At 42.2% G+C, this 20,496-nt stretch carries 18 protein-coding genes and 1 tRNA gene; 6 read left to right on the top strand and 13 right to left on the bottom strand.

The genetic code is table 11. The features are described from left to right. Positions 1 to 3 precede the first annotated feature (3 nt). From ACNOGP_RS05640 to ACNOGP_RS05620, 5 genes are read right to left on the bottom strand one after another with little or no spacing between them, the layout of a single operon-like run. Complete coding sequence (locus ACNOGP_RS05640) at positions 4 to 1,965, bottom strand: hypothetical protein (RefSeq protein ID WP_032530963.1); 1,962 nt, start codon at positions 1,963 to 1,965, stop codon at positions 4 to 6. A gap of 1 nt (position 1,966) precedes the next feature. Next, on the bottom strand, positions 1,967 to 2,251 hold the full coding sequence (locus ACNOGP_RS05635; protein WP_005655479.1) for a hypothetical protein: 285 nt from the start codon (positions 2,249 to 2,251) through the stop codon (positions 1,967 to 1,969). A 3-nt stretch (positions 2,252 to 2,254) separates the two neighbouring features. Next, entirely contained in the window at positions 2,255 to 2,467 is a 213-nt protein-coding gene (locus ACNOGP_RS05630) for a hypothetical protein (RefSeq protein WP_008642482.1), read from the bottom strand. 14 nt (positions 2,468 to 2,481) lie between these two features. Then, positions 2,482 to 3,033, bottom strand: a complete 552-nt coding sequence (locus tag ACNOGP_RS05625) for a helix-turn-helix domain-containing protein (protein WP_005655483.1) — start codon at positions 3,031 to 3,033, stop codon at positions 2,482 to 2,484. Then, the gene (locus ACNOGP_RS05620; RefSeq protein ID WP_024986373.1) at positions 3,030 to 3,275 is read right to left on the bottom strand and encodes a hypothetical protein; all 246 of its coding nucleotides are present in this window, start codon (positions 3,273 to 3,275) and stop codon (positions 3,030 to 3,032) included. Before ACNOGP_RS05620 ends, ACNOGP_RS05625 begins: the two co-directional genes overlap by 4 nt. Positions 3,276 to 3,419: 144 nt before the next feature. Here ACNOGP_RS05620 and ACNOGP_RS05615 point away from each other — a divergent pair, with 144 nt between their 5' ends. The 3 genes from ACNOGP_RS05615 (at position 3,420) to ACNOGP_RS05605 (ending at position 4,351) form a co-directional block, all read left to right on the top strand. Beyond that, a complete protein-coding gene (locus ACNOGP_RS05615; RefSeq protein ID WP_418214303.1) occupies positions 3,420 to 3,863 on the top strand; it encodes a helix-turn-helix domain-containing protein in 444 nt (147 codons plus the stop codon). A gap of 30 nt (positions 3,864 to 3,893) precedes the next feature. Then, positions 3,894 to 4,094 carry a hypothetical protein gene (locus ACNOGP_RS05610; protein WP_032592282.1) on the top strand — a complete coding sequence of 67 codons (201 nt, stop codon included), beginning with the start codon at positions 3,894 to 3,896 and terminating at the stop codon, positions 4,092 to 4,094. Positions 4,095 to 4,156: 62 nt separating this feature from the next. Beyond that, a complete protein-coding gene (locus ACNOGP_RS05605; protein ID WP_225982644.1) occupies positions 4,157 to 4,351 on the top strand; it encodes a hypothetical protein in 195 nt (64 codons plus the stop codon). A gap of 164 nt (positions 4,352 to 4,515) precedes the next feature. Here the strand turns inward: ACNOGP_RS05605 and ACNOGP_RS05600 are convergent, their stop codons facing one another. Then, positions 4,516 to 4,758 carry a hypothetical protein gene (locus ACNOGP_RS05600; RefSeq protein ID WP_005655492.1) on the bottom strand — a complete coding sequence of 81 codons (243 nt, stop codon included), beginning with the start codon at positions 4,756 to 4,758 and terminating at the stop codon, positions 4,516 to 4,518. 362 nt (positions 4,759 to 5,120) lie between these two features. Between ACNOGP_RS05600 and ACNOGP_RS05595 the strand changes: the two genes are divergently transcribed. Beyond that, on the top strand, positions 5,121 to 5,843 hold the full coding sequence (locus ACNOGP_RS05595) for a DUF4468 domain-containing protein (RefSeq protein ID WP_005655493.1): 723 nt from the start codon (positions 5,121 to 5,123) through the stop codon (positions 5,841 to 5,843). An 818-nt stretch (positions 5,844 to 6,661) separates the two neighbouring features. Here the strand turns inward: ACNOGP_RS05595 and ACNOGP_RS05590 are convergent. Together ACNOGP_RS05590 and ACNOGP_RS05585 are read right to left on the bottom strand one after the other, a co-directional pair. Further along, entirely contained in the window at positions 6,662 to 7,984 is a 1,323-nt protein-coding gene (locus ACNOGP_RS05590; protein WP_005655495.1) for a phage integrase SAM-like domain-containing protein, read from the bottom strand. 107 nt (positions 7,985 to 8,091) lie between these two features. Continuing rightward, positions 8,092 to 8,163: transfer RNA gene (locus ACNOGP_RS05585), tRNA-Arg, on the bottom strand. 331 nt (positions 8,164 to 8,494) lie between these two features. Here ACNOGP_RS05585 and ACNOGP_RS05580 point away from each other — a divergent pair. Beyond that, positions 8,495 to 10,342, top strand: a complete 1,848-nt coding sequence (locus tag ACNOGP_RS05580; RefSeq protein WP_143866214.1) for a 2-oxoacid:acceptor oxidoreductase subunit alpha — start codon at positions 8,495 to 8,497, stop codon at positions 10,340 to 10,342. A 12-nt stretch (positions 10,343 to 10,354) separates the two neighbouring features. Further along, the gene (locus tag ACNOGP_RS05575) at positions 10,355 to 11,359 is read left to right on the top strand and encodes a 2-oxoacid:ferredoxin oxidoreductase subunit beta (RefSeq protein ID WP_195476059.1); all 1,005 of its coding nucleotides are present in this window, start codon (positions 10,355 to 10,357) and stop codon (positions 11,357 to 11,359) included. 181 nt (positions 11,360 to 11,540) lie between these two features. Here the strand turns inward: ACNOGP_RS05575 and ACNOGP_RS05570 are convergent, their stop codons facing one another. The 5 genes from ACNOGP_RS05570 to ACNOGP_RS05550 form a co-directional block, all read right to left on the bottom strand. Then, complete coding sequence (locus tag ACNOGP_RS05570) at positions 11,541 to 14,012, bottom strand: beta-glucosidase H (RefSeq protein WP_418214302.1); 2,472 nt, start codon at positions 14,010 to 14,012, stop codon at positions 11,541 to 11,543. Positions 14,013 to 14,119: 107 nt separating this feature from the next. Next, a complete protein-coding gene (locus ACNOGP_RS05565; RefSeq protein WP_195476054.1) occupies positions 14,120 to 14,995 on the bottom strand; it encodes a DUF4886 domain-containing protein in 876 nt (291 codons plus the stop codon). 21 nt (positions 14,996 to 15,016) lie between these two features. Next, positions 15,017 to 16,813 (bottom strand): glycoside hydrolase family 2 protein, encoded by a 1,797-nt coding sequence (locus ACNOGP_RS05560; protein ID WP_418214301.1) that lies wholly within the window; start codon positions 16,811 to 16,813, stop codon positions 15,017 to 15,019. A gap of 28 nt (positions 16,814 to 16,841) precedes the next feature. Next, entirely contained in the window at positions 16,842 to 18,143 is a 1,302-nt protein-coding gene (locus tag ACNOGP_RS05555) for an acetylxylan esterase (protein ID WP_418214300.1), read from the bottom strand. A gap of 285 nt (positions 18,144 to 18,428) precedes the next feature. Further along, positions 18,429 to 20,492, bottom strand: coding sequence for an alpha-galactosidase (locus ACNOGP_RS05550; RefSeq protein WP_418214299.1), 2,064 nt, complete (start codon positions 20,490 to 20,492; stop codon positions 18,429 to 18,431). Positions 20,493 to 20,496: the final 4 nt, after the last annotated feature.

Genomic DNA, 20,496 nt, shown 5'->3' with positions numbered 1-20,496 from the left:
CAATTATTTAATGGTTAGTTCTTTGTCCGTAGTTACCACCAGCCGGATAATCTGACTGAGTGATGGGATTATTTGATTCACGCTTTCCGCATTATCAACGAAAATCGGTGCAGATACCCCCTTTGCCGTGCAAATGGCATTGATTATATCTATTCCGGCATTGATTTGTCCGGCATTGTTCACGTCAAGGAAAGGTGTACCGTTCACGGTGCATACACACGTAAGTTTTTCGCCTCCGTTCAGTTGTTCGTTCACAAAGGAGAATGATACATATCTGAACATTCCGTTAATGCGTTTCAACAGCTCCGCATCCTTATCCTTTTGGAATTGGAGTGCCGTAAACTCCCATTTTTCAAGGTCTGCCAACTTTTGATTGTTGGCAATGCGCTTTTCTTCCAAAGAAGCGATTTCCTTTTCAGCCCTGCCGATTTGTTCACGGTTTGCCAAACGCTTGTATAAACCTTGCACGGCTTCATTCAAAGTTCTTTTCTCCGATTGCAGTTCCGACACGTCCACAATCTTTGCATCCACTTTGAGCTGATTTTCAAGTTCTACAATCTCGTTCTTGATGTCAATGTAAATTTGGTCGGATGCTATCATTGCTTCCACGTTTTGCGCCTCGGGGATAGAAGCCTTTGCTTGTTGAATATCGGCATTGATACGCTCTATCTTTTGTTCCAGCTCCTCGATTTCGGCATTGGTACGGTCTTTAAGCCCTTGCATTTCTTCAAGCCGTTGCTTTTTAGCCATGCCAGCCTCTTTATTCGCTTTCAGACGTGCCGCCTTATTAGCGTTGAAATTGGCTTGCATTTCACGCTGCTTGGCTTCTATATCCTCAATTTCCAAAGGACGTTTGCAAGTGGGGCAAATAAATTCACCCTCATTATAGGTAAGTTCCTCCTTGCTGATAAATGAAAATTCACCACGCAATGCGGACAATTTGGTATTAAGCTTTTCTATCTCAATATCCATATCCGCAACCGATTGCCTTTTTCTGTCTAAAGAGGCTTTTTCAGTACGCAACGAATATTCCAATTCGTTCAGCTTCAAAGATGCCTCATTGCGACCTTTGTTAGCTTCTGTAGCGATTTCATTCATTCTACTATTGAGTTGTAGGCGTTTTTCACCTATTTGCTTTTGGATAAAAGCCTTACGTTGATATTCCTGCTCATTCAGCTTTGATTTGTCGGCAATTTGTTCCTCTATCTGCTGAATACGGGCATTTTTATCCTCAATCTCACTATCAATGGCTACCCAATCCTCTTCCTCCGGCATAAGTTTACGAGCCGTTTCTATCTGAGAGGGAATAACTGACAATTCATCTTTGCAAGCCTTTTTCTTGGCGGCTACCTCTTTGGCGTATTGGGCGATGCTCCTGCCGGACAACTGAGCCAGCAACTCCAAATATTCGGGCTTGGTCTGCGCTACGTCTTGGTCGGTAAGCGTTCCTACCATATCCAAAAGGATTTCTTTTTGCGCTTCCGGCTTCATTGATGTAAAGTAGAAAGGGTTGGTTATCATTCGGAAAACATCTTCCGGGATGATGGCAGCTACTTCACTATCATACTCCTTTTTGGTAGCCAACTTAACACCGTTCAAATAGAACTCTGTTGCATGATTCTTTAGGCTTTCTTCCGTAGTTCCACGTGGCTTGACCCAGTTTTCCACATAGCAGCGTTGCAGTGTTACCGTCTTGCCATCCACTGATAGTACACCAGTAACGGAGTGTTCAAGGTGCAAAATAGGCTTGCCGTCCGAATCCAACGTTTTAATGTTGAAATTACTATCCGACCGTCCCGTACTGTCTTTTCCAAAAAGAAGCCAAAGGAATGAATCGAACACAGTTGTTTTGCCCGTACCATTTTCTCCAGCAACCAGCGTTTCCGCATCGGAGAAACCGATATTTAGGCTTCTGATTCCCTTAAAATTCACAAGGGATAATGATTTTAATTTGATTGTTCGCATATCACTTATTAATTATAGAGTTGATTTTCTCTGATTTATCTACTGCCATAAGTTCGGCACGTGAATACAATACTTTGGAATGTATAGAGCTACCGCCACGGATAGTAGAAACTCTGCCGTCTTTTTGCCAGCGTTTCACCCGGCACTCTTGAAACAATCTGTATGCTTCACGTTGTGAAATGAGGTCTTTTGCCGGGATAGTCTGTTTTACATAGTTGGCAGCACCCAAAGAAGCCATTTCCATACAGAGATTCTTTAACTCGTATAGTTCCATCTGAATTGCCATAAGTCAGTCCTTTTTGTAGCGGTTCTTAAAATATTCTCTAACACTTACTATCCCATACTCATTGTCGGTATAGAAAACCCATGCCAGCCAAAAACAAGCCATAGCGGTAAAGAAGTGAAATGAGGCATTACAGAACAATGCCCCAGCAAGGGCAATAATGCCAAGAAGTAGCGTAACGCCACATTGGATAAGGTTTGCTAAAGTTTCTCCTTTCATCGGTGTTGCATTTGTTATTTGAAAAGATTGTTAGTCATAGCATACCGCATAAATTCAGCCATTGAATGTACTCCAACCTTTCGGAAACTGTTTTTTCTATGGTTGTTCACGGTATTTAAAGAGATAAACAGCTTTTCGGCTATTTCTGAATCGTTTTTCCCATCATAGAGCATTCGCATAACTTCTATTTGCCTATCGGACAACTTAGAGTTGAATTTAGGAGCGCAAATAACTTTATCATGTTTGCATTCTCCACGTAATGGACAACCTACAAACTCAAAATTAAAGTTCCAATTCTCATCTACATCAATCATGTTGTCATACAGACCGAAGTTGCATTTAATGAATCTACGCACCGCTATGAAATCCCGATACCTCTTGTTGTTTGAATTTTTAGAGTATATATCCATAAGCGCATCGTATGCTTCGGGATAAAACTCCCTCAGTATAGCCAAGAAAGCTTGGATAAAGTCGGTATCAGTTTCTTTCAACTGCCTTTCGGCTTCTCCGATAGGGCGCATAGTAACTTCACCCTCCGGGGTTGTGTAGAACTCTATAGCTTTCATTCTGTAACAGGAAATAAAATATCGGCTGGAACGCCCAGTTTATCACTAATCATCTTTTGTTTGAGGGCATCCGGCTTTTGTACGCCATGAATCCACATTCGTACCGTCTTGGTACTACACATACACAGAGCCGCTATTTCCTCCACAAACTCAGTTTTTGGAGCTTTTACAGCACTCCTTTCAGGCAATCCTTTGTAAATCTGAATAAAAGACTGATAGTCTTTTGGGGTTACTTTTTTCATTTTCTCTAATTTATATGTTCTACAAACACGCTTTTTGGCTATATTTGTAATGTCATTTATTTAATTACGCAACAAATATAGGCTATATATCCGAATATAACAAAACTTTTTGGATATATTTTCTATTAAAAATATTCCATTTATATGCAACGATTTGATTTAAAGAGTTTTAGAATTGATAGAAAACTTACTCAAAAGGAGTTAGCAGAGCTATTAATGTGCAAACAGAACTATATTTCAAATATAGAAAACGGAATTAAACCAATCTCAAAAGAGAAATTGGATATATTGCAGTCTAAATTCGGTGATATTTCAAAGTATTATTCGGATATATCACCAAAGCAAAATACGATATTAAAAGAAGTCACTCCCGAAGATTTCATGTTTGCTGGTGCTGACGCTTTTTCAAGACAAGTCGTAAAGATGATGAATGACAAGCTAATTGCACCTTATGGAATGTTAGTAGAAAAAGATAAGGAAATAGAACGGTTGAATAGATTGATAGGCAGATTGCAAAACGAAATAGAGGAACTTAAAAAGGGAAGTGCCCAAACGGAGAATCCTGCCGAATGTGCCAATGCCGTATAGTGTTTGGTTTAAAGCAAAGGAAGTATTGATATGGAAAAGTATTATAGAATGGTTATAGACCTCTACAAAGAAGTCCTTTTAATTAACCGGGTAAACCCTGATAGGGTATTAGATGCGCAAAGGGAAATATCCAACGCTATTACTACGGCTATAATAACCAATGAGCCTACAGGTGAATTGGAGTTGCTAAAATCCGATATAGAGAACTTGAAGAGCCATATATCGCAATGAATACCGTCATAAGCAAGCAAATAATGGAAAGGTTCTATAGTGCGCTGGATGCCATTATAGCCATGAAGAAAATAAGAGGAGTAAATACATACTGTAGGCTCAACAACATAGATAGAAGAAATTTTATTGCGCAAAGAAAAGACTTGGAGCGTGGATGGTTTCAATTATCTTGGTTGTATCCTATGGTTAAGGAGTATGGAGTAAGTGCCAAATGGCTGCTTACTGGATTTGGAAGAATGTTTGAAGAACAAAAATAGCCCCATGCAAACATTATTAGTCTGCATGGGGCTATTTCTTACAAATATTCCATATCACAAATTAGCAAGCCATTTCTTGCCAGATTTTGTTCTTAGCCAAATCATAAATGCACCCGTCACAACTATTCCAACGGTAAAGATAGCTCCTAACATTTCCATATCTATTATTTTAAAATTGTATTTCCTACTTTAGCAAGCATTATAGTCCAAACACTCCCTGCTGTCAAAACATACCAGTTTATACCAGCTTCCACATTGGCATATATCGGAGTTATTCCACCAAGAACCAAACCCGCAAATGTGAGTTGCGCCAAGTTAAAAAAGAATCCAGCAAGTTTTTCACGCCTCACTTTATCTTTCTCCTTGACTTCTTTCTTAGCTTCTTGTTGTACGCTCCAATTACCCATATAAACTACTATTTTCTACAAAGGTACAAAATCCCCGCTTATTTGGAAACAAAAACCTATATATTTTTGATACGTCATTATAAATATAACACTGCAAGACTATTTTTATAACAAATAATACACTATATTTGCTGCTGAATTAAAATATCACTAAATAGCATTGGCTATTGTTGTAGGGATTAAGAAAACGACCAAATTTCAGAAACAGCCCTCAGACAATTTGCTAATGCCTGCGCTTTGCGTGGGCATTACTCTTGTATGGGCTGTTAGGTGCTTGGTCGTACCTCTTAATCCTCGGAGTAATCCCACGCTTTCGTGTGTATTACAGTAGCTTGCTAAGTACAACCGTTAAATACACACTTATGAAAACTTTGCTAATGCTTTGCCTGATAGCTTTGATAACAGGAAATTCCTTTGCTCAAAACACGTATAGTGAAATTGGGGCTAAAACTGAATACATAACAGAGGTTAAGGGTTCAAAAGATTATTTGTTTTTAAATGCCCAACAGTGGGCGAGTACTAACACCACAGAGTGGGATTCGTCTATTGACACAAGCGATAAAGAAAGCGGGACAACCATTCTAAAAGTATCTTCATACCTATCTAAAAAAAATGGAGTAAACAGCTACTCTAAAATCAGAGTTAACATGAATGTGAAAATTGATTGTCGGGAAAACAAATACCGCATTATATTCTCAAACTTCACATCAAGTGTACAGCCTGATAGAAATGTCGAAACTGAATATCTTCCCACAAGTTCTTTAGAAAGTATGATTGAAGAGTTAGAGATGATTACCAAATTATCTGAATATGATTTTAAAAAAGAAACTTCATGGGGTTATGATAACATCATAAGCGTACGAGAAAAATACATTAGCCAAAATAAAGAGTACAAAGAAAAGATACTGACATTTGACAGTAATTCAAAAAAGGGGAAAAAAGAAATTAAATACCGGGAGAAGTGGATAAAAGAAAATGAGATTATTATTTCTTATTTAGATTACATCCTAAAAGGATTTGGTGATAAAGTCACTGAAATAAATAGTTCCATCAACAAGGTAATGAATGTAAGTGATGATTTTTGATACATAGAGGCGGTGCAATCAGCATCGCCTTTTTTTGTTCTTCCCCCACACCCCTATTTCATATATTTACTCTTAATTAACTATATAATATTATATATTAGTATATATTATCCCTTATAACTTGCATAAAATTTTGCCTAAGCAAAAATAGGCTTGTAAATCACTGAACTATAACAGCTTACAAATTTTGCTTAGGCAAACGCAAAAAGGCTATATTTTTGCTTAGGCAAAATAACGCTTATAACACACTGTATTTCAATCATTTGCAAATTTTGCTTAGGCAAAACACTATTTTTAGGCTTAAAAACAACTATTTATTTGATTATCAGAATATTATAATTTTTGCTTAGGCAAAATCATTTTGCTTAGGCAATTTGCTTAGGCAAAATTTGCAACTATCTGATTATCAGAGATAATACAGATTTAGAGGATAGATAAACACCTATTAAAATTTTGCCTAAGCAAAAATAGGCTTGTAAATCACTGAACTATAACAGCTTACAAATTTTGCTTAGGCAAACGCAAAAAGGCTATATTTTTGCTTAGGCAAAATAACGCTTATAACACACTGTATTTCAATCATTTGCAAATTTTGCTTAGGCAAAACACTATTTTTAGGCTTAAAAACAACTATTTATTTGATTATCAGAATATTATAATTTTTGCTTAGGCAAAATCATTTTGCTTAGGCAATTTGCTTAGGCAAAATTTGCAACTATCTGATTATCAGAGATAATACAGATTTAGAGGATAGATAAACACCTATTAAAATTTTGCCTAAGCAAAAATAGGCTTGTAAATCACTGAACTATAACAGCTTACAAATTTTGCTTAGGCAAAACACGCTTATTTTTGGGTATATACTTCTTTTCTGTTACATCATCCAAAGATAGCTTGACATAATCCAATACCTTACGGTTGGCAGCATCTATGCTGTCCCACGATTTCGCAATATAAATATCCGTCACTCTCATATTTTCGTCCACGTGGTTAAGAGCTGTGTGAACGGTGTATTTATCTACTCCGGCTTCATTGCTTGCAATGGTTGCCCATGTATGGCGGGCTGCGTAAAACTCCAAATCATCTATTCCCAAATCATCACCAATCTTTTTCAAACCCTTGTTAATTGCAGCCGTAAAGCTATCCACGCTTGAATACAGCTTGTAGAAATTAAAGACCCTTTGCCCGGTATGGTCTTTATATTTTTTCATAAGGGCTTTTAGTTCCGGCTCTATCCTCACAGATATTTCCGCTTTGTCGGCTCTCCGATTCTTTGTTTTTGTCCGTTGGTATGTAATTCGTCCTTTCTTCAAATCCGTACAAGTGTACAAATCTACCGCATTCATTCCGATTAGGCAGAAACTCAAAAGAAAGACATCCTTTGCGAGATTGTACCTGTTTGTCCCCGGTTGCATAATCAAAGAATAAGGCAGCTCCGAAAATTTACGAAGTAAATCCGTAGAAATAGCCCTTTTTCTTGTAACTGGAACTTTTGGAATTTCCACCCTCTTAAAAGGAGAATAGGGAATGCGTATCAGCCCGGCATCCTCATCGTTAAACTCTTTCTTTGCTCGGTTGTGTATGGCTCTTAGCTGGGATATATATAGGCTCTGTGCCCTTTCTCCGTGATTGGCTTCGGGTTTGGAACGTGCCGGATTCTCTTTTATCCACTTTATCCAATCATTGATAAACTTAACCGTGATTTCTTTTATGCTCACGCTATCCCTGCCAACAAAGCGTACAAGGTTGTTAATAGCTACTTGGTAAGAAAGCGCATTGCCTGTATGCCCGGTTTCCTTTAAGTGCAATATGTATTGACGGGCATAAGCCACTATATCCAAATCGAAGTGTTCCCCATTGTCGTTAGTGATTGCATCTACCACCTGCTCAACGGTCATGGATTTAAGCCGTTCCCCCATGCGGTCACAAATGGAACGGTATTTCTTTATCATATCATCGGTGGCATCTATGTACTTTTGGTTTTTCAATTTGAAAGTCGTGCGTGTCAAATCATCCTTTGTCACGTAGTAAGTGGTCGGGATGTACTTTTTCCTCTTTTGGTGTATAACCCTTATCTTTATATTATATGTGCCGTCAGCCCTTTTTTGGTGAGCGTACACCTCTGCTTTGAATGTAGCCATAATCTTTGTAGAACTATAGTAGAACTTTTATCCGCAAATATACCTATTTTTTGCTGTAAATGCTGTAAAAAAAGAAGTCCACCCCGTAATGGAATGGACTTGAAAAGTAGCTCCGAGGGGAATCGAACCCCTATCTAAAATTTAGGAAATTCTTGTTCTATCCGTTGAACTACAGAGCCTTATGTAATAATTATCGTTATAACTTCCTTTTCTTATTTACTATAAATCTAAATTTTACTACCTTTGCCATTGTTTGGAAGAACATACGTTTAGGAAACTTCTATTCTATCCGTTGAACTACAAGGCCGTTCCTATTTTGATTGCAAAGATAACGGTTTCTGTTGATTTAACAAGAATAAAAATACAGGTTCCTTCCAGATATTTCAAATATTTTGCGTCAATAGGACAATAAAGTAGGTTTTATTTTGATAATTCGATTAACTTTCCGACCTTTGCGCTCACAAATTGAAAGTAAAAACAGTTTTTAAATTAAATATAGTAATTAAAGTTATGGCAGACGAAATGATGGTTAAAGAATTGGAGGAAGTAGTAGTACGTTTCTCCGGCGACTCCGGCGACGGTATGCAGTTGGCCGGCAACATCTTCTCGACCGTGTCGGCTACGATTGGCAATGACATCAGTACATTCCCCGACTATCCGGCAGACATCCGCGCACCGCAAGGTTCGCTAACCGGTGTTTCCGGTTTTCAGGTACACATCGGTGCAGAAAAAGTTTATACTCCGGGAGACAAATGCGACGTATTGGTAGCTATGAATGCCGCCGCATTGAAAACACAATATAAATTTGCAAAATCCACCGCCTGTATCATCATCGACACAGACGCCTTTCAAAAATCAGATTTAGATAAAGCGGCATTCACCACCGATAATCCTATTGAAGAAATGGGTATCAAGCAGGACGTAATCGCAGCACCTATCTCGCAGATGGTAAAAGACTGTCTGGCAGATACGGGAATGGATAATAAGTCCATGCTGAAATGCCGTAATATGTTTGCCGTAGGACTGGTATGCTGGTTGTTCAACCGCGACCTTAACATAGCGGAAGACTTTATCCGCGAGAAATTCTCCAAGAAACCGGAAATAGCGGAAGCAAATATCAAAGTAGTTCGTGCCGGATATGACTACGGACACAACACACACGCTTCCGTAGCACATACATATAAGATTGAAAGTAAAGCAGCCATTCCCGGGAAATATATGGATATCACCGGAAATAAGGCGACTGCATACGGATTCATCGCAGCTGCAGAGAAAGCCGGACTGAAACTCTATTTAGGGTCTTACCCTATTACTCCTGCAACAGATGTGTTGCATGAACTCTCAAAACATAAATCATTGGGCGTGACCACCGTGCAATGTGAAGATGAGATTGCCGGTTGTGCTTCTGCTATCGGTGCTTCATACGCCGGTGCATTAGCTGTTACTTCCACCTCAGGCCCTGGTATCTGTTTGAAATCAGAAGCCATGAACTTGGCCGTTATCATGGAATTGCCATTGGTCGTATTGGATGTACAACGTGGCGGCCCCGCTACCGGTCTACCGACCAAATCGGAACAAACAGACCTGTTGCAAGTTCTCTTCGGCCGTAACGGTGAAAGCCCTATGCCTGTCATTGCCGCGACATCACCTACGGACTGTTTTGACTCAGCCTATATGGCTGCTAAGATCGCTTTGGAACACATGACTCCGGTCGTGTTGTTGACAGACGCATTTGTTGCCAATGGTTCAGGTGCATGGAAATTACCTAAATTGGCTAATTATCCTGCTATCAACCCTCCTTACGTACGTCCGGAAATGTCGGAAACCTGGACACCGTATCAACGGGACCCGCAGACAGGCGTTCGCTATTGGGCAGTTCCGGGTACAGAAGGATTCACTCATGTATTAGGAGGTCTTGAAAAAGACAACAAGACAGGAGCTATCTCAACTGATCCGGAAAACCATGACTTGATGACGCGATTACGCCAGCAGAAAATTGCCAATATCGAAGTACCTGACGTAGAAGTTGAAGGCGACAAGGAAGATGCCGAATTGCTGATTGTAGGTTTCGGAGGTACTTACGGACATTTACATGCCGCTATGGACGAACTCCGTGCTAATGGTAAGAAAGTAGCATTAGCACACTTTAAGTTCATCAATCCTCTTCCAAAGAATACGGCAGCCTTGATGAAGAAATACAAAAAAGTGGTGGTAGCCGAGCAAAATATGGGACAGTTTGCCGGATATCTCCGTATGAAGGTGGACGGTTTCGTTCCTTATCAGTTCAACCAAGTGAAAGGACAGCCCTTTGTCGTCAATGAGCTGGTCAATGCATTCACTGAGATTATCAACAAGTAAAATCAAGAAATTATGAGCGAATATACAGCTAAAGACTTTAAAAAAGGACAGCCACGCTGGTGTCCGGGATGTGGTGACCACTTTTTCCTGGCTTCGTTACACAAGGCTATGGCAGAAATCGGTGTCGCTCCATGGGATACGGCAGTAATTTCCGGTATCGGTTGTTCCAGCCGCCTTCCTCACTATATGAATACATACGGTATGAATACAATTCACGGCCGTGCCGCCGCTATCGCGACAGGGTGCAAAGTCGCTAACCCCAAACTAACCGTATGGCAGGTAAGCGGTGACGGTGACGGTCTTGCTATCGGAGGTAACCATTTCATTCATGCCAACCGACGCAATATCGACATCAACATGATCTTGCTCAACAACCGTATCTATGGTCTGACTAAAGGACAATACTCACCCACTTCACCGCGTGGTTTTGTCAGCAAGTCTTCTCCCTACGGCACCGTAGAAGACCCGTTCAATCCGGCAGAACTATGCTTTGGCGCACGCGGACATTTTTTCGCACGTGCTGTTGCCACAGATGCTCCCGGTACGATAGACATATTGAAAGCTGCCTATAATCATAAGGGCACTGCTGTCTGCGAGATTTTACAGAACTGCGTCATCTTCAATGATGGTACACACAACTCCGTATATAACAAGGAAGGGCGTGCCAAGAACGCGATTTATCTGGAACATGGCAAACCGATGTTATTCGGTGAAAACAAGGAGTTTGGATTAATGCAGGAAGGTTTTGGGCTGAAAGTAGTGAAACTAGGCGAGAACGGTATCACAGAAAAAGATATTTTGATACATGATGCACACTGCCCGGACAACACACTCCAGTTAAAACTTGCCTTGATGGAAGGCCCTGACTTCCCCATCGCACTTGGTGTCATCCGCGATGTAGACGCTCCGACCTATAATGATGCGGTAGAAGCACAAATCGAAGAAGTAAAAAGCAAAAAGAAATACCATAATTTCGAGGAGCTTTTGATGACTAATGATATTTGGGAAGTGAAATAATCACACTATCCGTAGAAAGATAAAGGCGTAGATCGAGAAGTAATTCTCTTTCTACGCCTTTGTCATTCTCCAGGATAACCCATTTTTTTTTGGGGGGATGAGGTTCTATTATTGTCCTCTTTTGTTTTTCTTATCAAATAAGCCTGGTTTAAGACTGGTCAAATGTGACTTTACGAGGAAATTAGAACGAGTATGAACCGGAAAGTTCAACCGTAGCTTTCAAAGGTAATTGATTGGAAGCCGGGCCGACAAGAATTTCAAAAGCTCCTTTCTCTACCACAAAACGGTGCTGATTCATATCATAAAAAGAAAATGCATCCTCATTCAACACTACAGAAATCCGCTTCTTCTCACCTTTCTTCAAGAATACCTTTTCATATCCTTTCAGTTCTTTCAGAGGACGAGGTACAGAGGACTGTACATCATGCACATACACCTGCACCACTTCCGAGGCGTCCATCTTACCTGTATTCTCTATATCAAAGCTAACTGTAACTTGATGTTCACCCGTTTTCTCCGCAGACATATTGCTATAAGCAAAAGTGGTATAGGACAATCCGTAACCAAACGGATAGAAAGGTTCTTTTCCCGAACGGTCGTATCCACGATAACCGACAAAGACACCCTCGGAATAATCTACACGTTTAATCTCTGCCTTCAAGTTCTCGTAATAACTACCATACACCGGATTATCTTCCCATTTCTTTTCGATAGAAATCGGTAGCTTTCCGCTTGGAGAAATCTTGCCGGTCAGGATTTCAGCTATCGCCTGTCCGCCTTCCTGTCCCGGATACCAGGCCATAAGAATAGCTTTTGCGGCATCATGCCAGTTGGTGAAATCCACACCGCCACCGGCGTTCAGCACAACCACGACATTGGGATGCATGGAGGCAATCTTTTTGATAAACAATTCCTGATAGCGAAGCAAGGCAAACGGACGGTCAAAACCTTCGCCTTCCGTGTTACTGTTGAAGCCTGTGCAGAACACTACATTGTCCACTTTCGCCAATCCTTGACGAAGTTTCGCCTCATTAAGGCTATAAGCGTTGAAGCGGATAATTGCTGAAGATATATTATCAAAGAATTCAATCCGGAAACGATATTCCTTACCGCCCTCAACCGGAAGTTCAACTTCACGGCTGGAGTAAGAATGATTTCCCCAGTCGCCTGTAATGTGCTTGTCGTTCACAAACAAACGATAACCGTCATCACCACCTATGTGAAGTTTCAACTGACCGTCTGCCTGTGGAACATAGCAGGCCGTCCAACGGACTGAAAAGCCATCTGTGAGAAAACCATCCAACGGTGCACCATATCCCCAGTCATAATCAACAGAGGACTCCGTACGTACAACTTCCGGCTGTCCCGAAAGCGTCTTGTTCTTAAAGTATTCAGCCTTGAAGCCTTTCACCTGACGATTAGCATCTGTATAAAACTCATTGACAATATTTTCATAAATCACATCATCCGTCAATAATACCAGATTCTTTTTCTTCAGTTCTTTCAAGCCTTGAGCCACTGAAACGGTAGAAAAAGGAGTGACAAAACCACTGCCGCCACCGGTAGGAATCAAATCTGCATTAGGCCCCATTACAGCTGTTTTTCCTTTCAATGGAAGCAGGTTTGCTTCATTCTTCAACAATACCACCCCTTCGCGTGCCAGCTCCAAAGCTGTCTGGCGAGAGAATGGATTATCCTCTGCGATGCTGCTGTCTTTCTGTTCCTTATCAAGCATACCATAAGCAATCAGCGTTTGCAGGATATGCTGTACTTTAAGGTTGATGGTTTCTTCGGTCACTATACCGGTTTTGATGGCGGGGATGAGGTTATCGGCATTCATGAAACGTCCTTTCGGCATTTCAAGGTCAAGTCCGGCATTGGCAGCGCCTACGGCGGAATATACGGAAGTCCAGTCAGACATCAGGATACCTTTGAAGCCCCAAAGATTGCGCAGGACATCAATATTCAGCCATTTATGCTCGGTAGCATGAACGCCGTTCAGGAGATTGTAGCTGTTCATCACTGCACTCACATTGGCTTCCTGTACGGCCTTGCGGAAAGCCGGAAAATAAATCTCATGCAAAGTACGCTCGTCTATGTCCGAACTCGCATGGTGGCGGCTCCATTCCTGGTTGTTGGCGGCAAAGTGCTTGATGGTGGCAATCACTCCTTCCGATTGCACGCCTAGGATATATTGCTTGGCTATTTCACCCGTCAAGTAAGGGTCTTCACCAAAGTATTCAAAATTGCGGCCACACAGGGGAGCACGATAGATATTCACCCCTGGTCCCAACAGAATGCTGACTCCACGGGCTTTTGCATCTTGCCCTAATCCCTGCCCCAATTTATAAAGCAAGCTCCGATTCCAAGTAGAAGCGGAAAGAATACCAGATGGATAAAGAGTACTTTTCGGTGCATGATTGCGGATCCCCTGCGGTCCATCTGCCAGTCTTATTTCAGGGATTCCCAAACGAGGAATTGCACGCAAAGAAAAGCTCGTAAATCCGGAGATATACTCTATTTTCTCTTGCAGAGTCATTTTAGATACAATCTCCTTCGCACGTTGCTCGGCTTGGGGAGTAATGGTTTGTGCATAGGTCAGAATGCTGCAGGTGAACATACAAAGACCAATAATGCCTGTTTTCTTTTTCATGGTAATCATGTGTTTAATATGGAATGTGCAAAAAACTATATCTTTCAGTTCTACTTTAACAGTTTGGTCCTGTAGTAGAATATTCTCCGGCCTTGACAGGTTGTTTTTCAAGGTGCTTCAACTCTTCTACAGGGTACAGAACATAAGTCAGTCACTTTATACGGGTGTTTTACTGCCGCATGGGCAGCCTTTTGAGCAACAGTTTTCCGCGCCTCATCCAACCCTTCCGGTCCATAAGGGTTCCCGACTACATTGTGTTTGAAGATGCGTTCAAACCAAGTGCAAGCAGCGGTATAACGTCCAACCTTCACATCCAGATGATAGCCATCCCTATTCAGATGATCACCGATGAAAGAGGTACGCGCATTTTGTATAGCAGTGCCCGAAGGGATGATAATCTTTACCTTATTCGCCTTAGCCGCTTTCTTCACCGCGTCGACAATGGCCTGATACATGGTCAGTTGGTCACGGTTATAGTTCTTAAATCCACTATGCTTGGAAGTAGACGCATATGCCCAGGTCTGGTGCAACATCAGCTTTGTTTTCTTCGGAAGGCGTACTTTTACATATTCTATAAGTTCTGGCAGAGAGGCTTCATACGTCTCATACATTCCCGAAAAAGGACTTGCCTGTTGCAAACTGACATAATCCCAGTCTTCATCTGCCAGTACCGTTTCCAAAGACATCTTGCTCTTTTCCCGCTTCTTTCCATCCGTGCCAATTTTCCGGTAGGCATAGGCAGAAGCATTGTCACGGGCATTTTTCACATGACGTTCCAAGGAACAACCACCAATATACATATTACCGATTATGGTTGAAATGCCTTCGGCTTCTGCAAGTTCATGCAAATATTGCTCCACCGCATCTTGCGAAAAGCTATTGCCAATCGCCAATATCTTAACCACTTTCCGCTGTCCGTACGCTCCCACTGCCAAAATGAGTAGCATAAACATACAAATCGCTACAATTCTATATTTCTTCATCACAATCAACTATAACTATACTTATTGGTTATTCCTCCTTTTCATATAATAATCTCTCATCAGATACCACGCTTTCTTACGCATACCCTGATCGGATATGAGTCCCTTACGGTTCCAGCCATCCTGATTGGTAGGGTGAAAACGGAACGGAGAACGGAAATCGAACAAAATCCAGGGCGATACTCCACGCAGGTTCGGGATATTGTCGAACATACGGATATTGTCTCTATATAAACGTGCCTGATACTCTTCACTCCAAGAGCTGACTACGTTCTCATCACCGGATTGACCATACAATGCTTCACCGCCAAATTCTGAGATAATCAACGGTTTGTCTGTCACAACCTCCCATATAGCGTCTTTCGGTTCAACGGGCCACGGATGGTACCAACCCATATATTTATTGATAGCAACAACATCTAGTTGGGAAGTAAAAGAATCTTCCATCACAAAACGCTGTTTTCCGCTATCAAAGCGCACAAGATCAAAAGCGGCAACATATAGGCGGGTAGTGTCCAGCTGTTTGCCTGTTTCGAGCAAGGAAGTAAGGAATTTATTCCGCTCCTCGGAAGGCTGTGTTTCATTGGCAACACCCCAGTAACCCACCGCACAGCGGTTCTGGTCGCGCCGAATCATTTCAGAGAGCATTCTCTGCGCTTTCTTACGGGTTTCATTGTCTGTAAAGTCAATGCCTTGCCAAATGGGAATCTCCTGCCAGAGAAGGAAGCCCATCTTTTCTGCCAGGCGTACCGTGTATTCATTCTGCGGATAATGAGCCAGGCGAATCATGTTCACACCAAGCGCTTTCGCTTCGTTTAGCAGCATAGCAGCATCGGCTTCCGAGAAAGCACGCCCCATACGCTGCGGAATTTCTTCGTGGAAAGAGATACAGCACATAAATGTAGGTTTCCCGTTCAGGTAAATATCTGTACCTTTCACTGTGATGTTGCGGAAGCCTATTTGCTCTTCTACGCGGTCGGTACTTGAAGATATGGTTACTCCATAGAGTTTCGGTTCCTCCGGCGACCAGCGTTGCAGCTTCTTTGCGTTCAATACAGTTTCTGCTTTCCCTGCCGCATCGGTGGTAAGCTCCACATTGATTTTAAGTTCGGGGATGGCAACTGCTACTTTCTCACCTGCTTTTTTATCAGAAAGACGAACACGGACGATGATACGGTCGGGAACATTCTTATCCAGTTGGATGAAATAATCTTCTATAAATGTCCGGGGAGTTTTCACCAACAGCACATCTCTTGTGATACCACCATAGTTCCACCAGTCAAATGCCATAGCGGGAATGGCGTCTTTGGTACGGCGATTGTTCACTTCTACCGTCAGAAAGTTATCACCGTCTTTCACCAGGTCTGTTACTTCTACCTGAAAAGGGGTGAAACCACCTTCGTGCTCCGCTATCTCTTTTCCGTTCAAGTAGACTTTACAACGATAGCTGACAGCACTGAAATAAAGGAACTGGCGTTTGTCTACCAAACGTTTGGCAGCAAAGTGACGGCCATACCATACAGTGCCTTCGTAATATTTTAATTCGGGCAATTGGGAGTTCCAATCTCCCGGTACATTAAGACGCAATCCGCCTTCGAATGCGTATTCGTAGAAATCAGTATTTCCTTTCGGTTGCTGATTCTCATAGATTTTCATTCGTTGCCCCTGGTCGTACAGGTCGATGATAGCATTCCATTTACCATTCAATGAATGGATATCACGACCGTATACATTTGTCATCAGTTCTTGTGCCATAGCACTTCCTGCAAAAGCGGTCAGCAACAAGAGAGATAGGCTTAATTTCTTAGCTATTTTCATTTATCTATCAGTTTGTGGTATTAGTATATTATTCTTTTCTCGATTCATTCTTCAAGAAGTTCATTATCCAGTTCCAGGCTGCGCTCGACTGTTCCGCATAAGCATAATGGGCGGTTGTTTCAGCAACGAACAGTTCTTTCGGAGCATTAATCACGTTATACGCCGAGTAAGTAGTGGTAGGCGGACAAACCCTGTCATTATAACCGAAGGTATAGAATCCCGGGACTTTAACTTGACGGGCAAAGTTGACTACGTCAAAATACTGGATGGTTTTAATCTTTTCCGGTGTCCGGTTTTTCTCATCCTTAAACATATGCGGCCAACCGCCTGCACGACCGTGGGCATAACCTGCCATATCACACAAGGCGGGATAGAAAGAAACTAGTCCCTTAACACGATTGTCCAATCCTGCAATCACTATGGAAAGTGCTCCGCCCTGACTTCCGCCAAAGGTCGCCAGCTTACCATTAAACTCGGGAAGCGTATATATGAAATCAATGGCTCTCACACAACCTGTATAAACCCGTTTGTAATAATACTTATCCCGATTGTCCATATTGAATGAGTGGTAATTCTTCAAAGCTCCGTTATAAAGGCGGTGATATACCTCTCCTGTCAGGTTGACCGGAATACCGTGAATACCTATTTCCAATATGATGAAACCTTTTCCGGCACGTTCGGCTTCTCCGTTATAAGAACGTATACCTGCACCCGGCACCTTCAGAATCGCCGGATATTTCCCGGCAACCTTCGGGACACAAAGGATGCCGTACATACGGGACGCGTAGTCATTGTTCGCAAACGAGACATGATATACGTTCACTTTATCCGTACACCTTTCCGGCAATAAAGTCATTATAGGTTCCAATGCCCACTTTTCTGCGGCTTCTTTGGTACTCTTCCAAAATTCAAGAAAGTCAGCGGGCAACGGAGTAACCGGTTGCAGTTTCTCAGGAGAAAAGCCGACAGTAGCCACGCCTTCATACTCACGCCCTTGACAACTGACGAAAGCACGGCAACGCAGAAACCCTTCTTTTTGCATAGTACCTGCGTTAATCTCAAGCTTTTCATTCTTCAATGGCTGTTTGCCTGTCTGATGAGGTTTCATCATGTCTTCCGAAATCTCATAGCGTACTTCCAGATTATCTTGTGGGATATTGCATTTCAATACCGCCACTTTAAATTTCACTTTTTCTCCCGGTTTATACAGCCAATTGGTATGGTCGGGAGTGACCTGCACTTGAACCAGTCTTTCTTGTGGCTGTGCCCATACGCCTAACGGCATGGACACAAACAAGATCAGAAGAAAGATGTGTACTATCTTTATCATATTCATTCTTTTATTTGACGTATCATTGCTTTAATTCATATTCCGTTTCTCAACCATTAATGTTCCGTTTTTCAACTATTAATATCCCCTGTCTCAGCTATTAATACTTAAGTTATCAACTATTAATACCTACCGACTCAACTATTAACAGTTGACAACCTTAACTGTTAACATCCAACAACTGAGGAATTAACGCTTCTCACACTACATATTAACTACCTATATATCAACACTTAGCATATTTCGCATTGATTGGCAAGACACATACGGAAAGCCGTTTTCCCACTACTTTATCCGATATTGATAAAGTGCGAAAGAGTTCTTATCCTTCAGCTCGAAACTTACTTTGCCCTGTGCGCCGACTTTAGCGGTAGACTTCCTGCCACTTCCCATCACAGGGGTAAAGGTGACTTTCTTACCCTTCGGAAGCCAAGTGTCAATGGTTCCTTCGGCCTGTCCGTTGTCTTCGCGGTAAACGATAAGATAGCCTTCCGTGTCGGAGACAATCGATTGGAATCCGGTCCACGAGCGTCCCGAAGGTTCTTCACCAATGGGCAAAATGACGCCCTTATGAAACCGGAGTTGAAGGGATTGGTATGCTTTAAGCAGAGATGCCGTAGCATAAGCCTCTCCGGGCAGGTTTGAAGCCTCCATCCACGCCAACGGCTGTGCCGCCAAGGTAATGGCAAAGAGGTAATCGAAACTGTAACGAGCGGGGGCAAAAGGGTCGGTAGCGTCATACTTGTCAGCATTGCGCCATTTGTTAAGGAACTCTATCTGCATCTTTTCCGCCGGTACATAGCGAGACAGCATCCAAAGATTACGCAAGGTGCGATAGGGATAGTAATTGCCCCAATCAGTATAGCGGTTTTCCAGGAAGATGTTGCCGTATTCATTCATATAGTGATAACCGCCGCGACGACCGGCAGTGGCATCGAGATTGAAAATCACTTCATGGTTGGTTTGTTCCAACACGGTATCAAACAGTCGGCGCAAGTTCTGTTCGGCTGTCTTGGTAGGTATTTGCAAGCCGTCTATCTTGAAACAACAGATGCCATATTTCTTATAAAGTCCGATAATGACTTGCGCATCTTTTTGCCAATCGGCAAAATCATTCTGTATGCTGGGATTGAACCATAATCCGATGCGAATACCTAATTTCTTTCCTTTCTCTACAATAGGTTTCAGTCCGTGAGGAAATTTCATGGGGTTGGGCGTCCAATAATCGGTGTTCTTCCAAATATCCTTAAAACTACCTCCGGCGGTCTTCGAGTTAGGACTTTTTCCGCTCTGCCAGCCATCATCCAATTGAAAGAGGGTGATGCCCATGCGTGCGGCACGATCCAATTCTGCGAGACAGAAAGCCTCATCTATTTTGGCATCCTGGCTGCGGTCACCCCAAGTATTGAGCATAATCATCTCATCCTGTGCAGCGGTATGGTGGCGCAGTTGTTTCTGGTAAAGACGCAAGGCAGTAAGTGCTTCTTGCTCATCGCCGGTATAGATACCGGTAACACATCCATAGATACGAATCCAGCTATCCGGCTTTACATCATTAGACACAATGCCCAGCCCCACTACCATAAAATCGCTAAAGTCCGCCACGAAGTCAGAACCATTATAATGTAACTGGGTACTACTGCAAGGAGCTTCTTTCAAAAAAAAGAAGCCTTGACGGGTAGCCACATCGTGAGCAAAAAGCAGATTACCACGATATGTATTACGACGGTAAGGAAGCCAGGTACGCTCGGTTATCAGGTTGTCATTCCAATCAGTATAGTCGAAAAACTCTACCGTACGGGCACTCCAATGATTGCCCTTGAGTTGCAGCCTGTCCAGCGTAGGAGTTTTCACCCCCGTAGCCATATCAGCCGTGTGCTCTATATTTTTGCGATCGGCATTAGAACGATTATCCTCTTTATTCTGATAAAGTTCCACTTGTCCTTTCAGATAGGTATCACAAGCAATGGCGGGACAGTCTGCATAAATGCGATAGCGACGTTCTATATTCAGCGAACCGATAGTACAAGCCACAGTAGCCTGCAGATAACTGGCGTGAATGCCGTTCGTCAGTATCTCGCCCACGGTGAGCGTAGCATTCGTAGGGATACCTTTCACTATCGAGAAATCGGGTTGTTTACCCTGTGTCGGAATGGTTTTTCCGTGTTGCTTGTCTGTAAGGCTGACAGTAACAGGCGCACCGTTATTCCACAGCATGGTGCGTTCCATATAGTCATTGCCCATACGTAGCGTGTCACCTTTTAAAAAAGCGTAATACTGTTGTCCTCCCCAAAGCGGCAATGTCCATATTGCCGATAGAAATATCGTGATAATACTTTTTTTGCTCATAGTT

It is taken from the genome of Bacteroides difficilis, from assembly GCF_048319815.1.
In the GTDB taxonomy this organism is placed as follows: Bacteria; Bacteroidota; Bacteroidia; order Bacteroidales; family Bacteroidaceae; genus Bacteroides; species Bacteroides zhangwenhongii.
The sequence above is the reverse complement of the archived record's forward strand: the minus strand, read 5'-3'. Positions and strand labels throughout refer to the sequence as shown.

Bases quoted from the DNA above. Each gene is read 5' to 3' on its own strand.
- ACNOGP_RS05565 (WP_195476054.1), bottom strand. From the start codon at position 14,995: ATGAAGAAATATAGAATTGTAGCGATTTGTATGTTTATGCTACTCATT.
- ACNOGP_RS05635 (WP_005655479.1), bottom strand. From the start codon at position 2,251: ATGGCAATTCAGATGGAACTATACGAGTTAAAGAATCTCTGTATGGAA.
- ACNOGP_RS05605 (WP_225982644.1), top strand. From the start codon at position 4,157: ATGAAGAAAATAAGAGGAGTAAATACATACTGTAGGCTCAACAACATA.
- ACNOGP_RS05570 (WP_418214302.1), bottom strand. From the start codon at position 14,012: ATGAAAAAGAAAACAGGCATTATTGGTCTTTGTATGTTCACCTGCAGC.
- ACNOGP_RS05550 (WP_418214299.1), bottom strand. From the start codon at position 20,492: ATGAGCAAAAAAAGTATTATCACGATATTTCTATCGGCAATATGGACA.
- ACNOGP_RS05615 (WP_418214303.1), top strand. From the start codon at position 3,420: ATGCAACGATTTGATTTAAAGAGTTTTAGAATTGATAGAAAACTTACT.
- ACNOGP_RS05610 (WP_032592282.1), top strand. From the start codon at position 3,894: ATGGAAAAGTATTATAGAATGGTTATAGACCTCTACAAAGAAGTCCTT.
- ACNOGP_RS05600 (WP_005655492.1), bottom strand. From the start codon at position 4,758: ATGGGTAATTGGAGCGTACAACAAGAAGCTAAGAAAGAAGTCAAGGAG.
- ACNOGP_RS05595 (WP_005655493.1), top strand. From the start codon at position 5,121: ATGAAAACTTTGCTAATGCTTTGCCTGATAGCTTTGATAACAGGAAAT.
- ACNOGP_RS05625 (WP_005655483.1), bottom strand. From the start codon at position 3,033: ATGAAAGCTATAGAGTTCTACACAACCCCGGAGGGTGAAGTTACTATG.
- ACNOGP_RS05560 (WP_418214301.1), bottom strand. From the start codon at position 16,813: ATGAAAATAGCTAAGAAATTAAGCCTATCTCTCTTGTTGCTGACCGCT.
- ACNOGP_RS05555 (WP_418214300.1), bottom strand. From the start codon at position 18,143: ATGATAAAGATAGTACACATCTTTCTTCTGATCTTGTTTGTGTCCATG.
- ACNOGP_RS05640 (WP_032530963.1), bottom strand. From the start codon at position 1,965: ATGCGAACAATCAAATTAAAATCATTATCCCTTGTGAATTTTAAGGGA.
- ACNOGP_RS05590 (WP_005655495.1), bottom strand. From the start codon at position 7,984: ATGGCTACATTCAAAGCAGAGGTGTACGCTCACCAAAAAAGGGCTGAC.
- ACNOGP_RS05620 (WP_024986373.1), bottom strand. From the start codon at position 3,275: ATGAAAAAAGTAACCCCAAAAGACTATCAGTCTTTTATTCAGATTTAC.
- ACNOGP_RS05580 (WP_143866214.1), top strand. From the start codon at position 8,495: ATGGCAGACGAAATGATGGTTAAAGAATTGGAGGAAGTAGTAGTACGT.
- ACNOGP_RS05575 (WP_195476059.1), top strand. From the start codon at position 10,355: ATGAGCGAATATACAGCTAAAGACTTTAAAAAAGGACAGCCACGCTGG.
- ACNOGP_RS05630 (WP_008642482.1), bottom strand. From the start codon at position 2,467: ATGAAAGGAGAAACTTTAGCAAACCTTATCCAATGTGGCGTTACGCTA.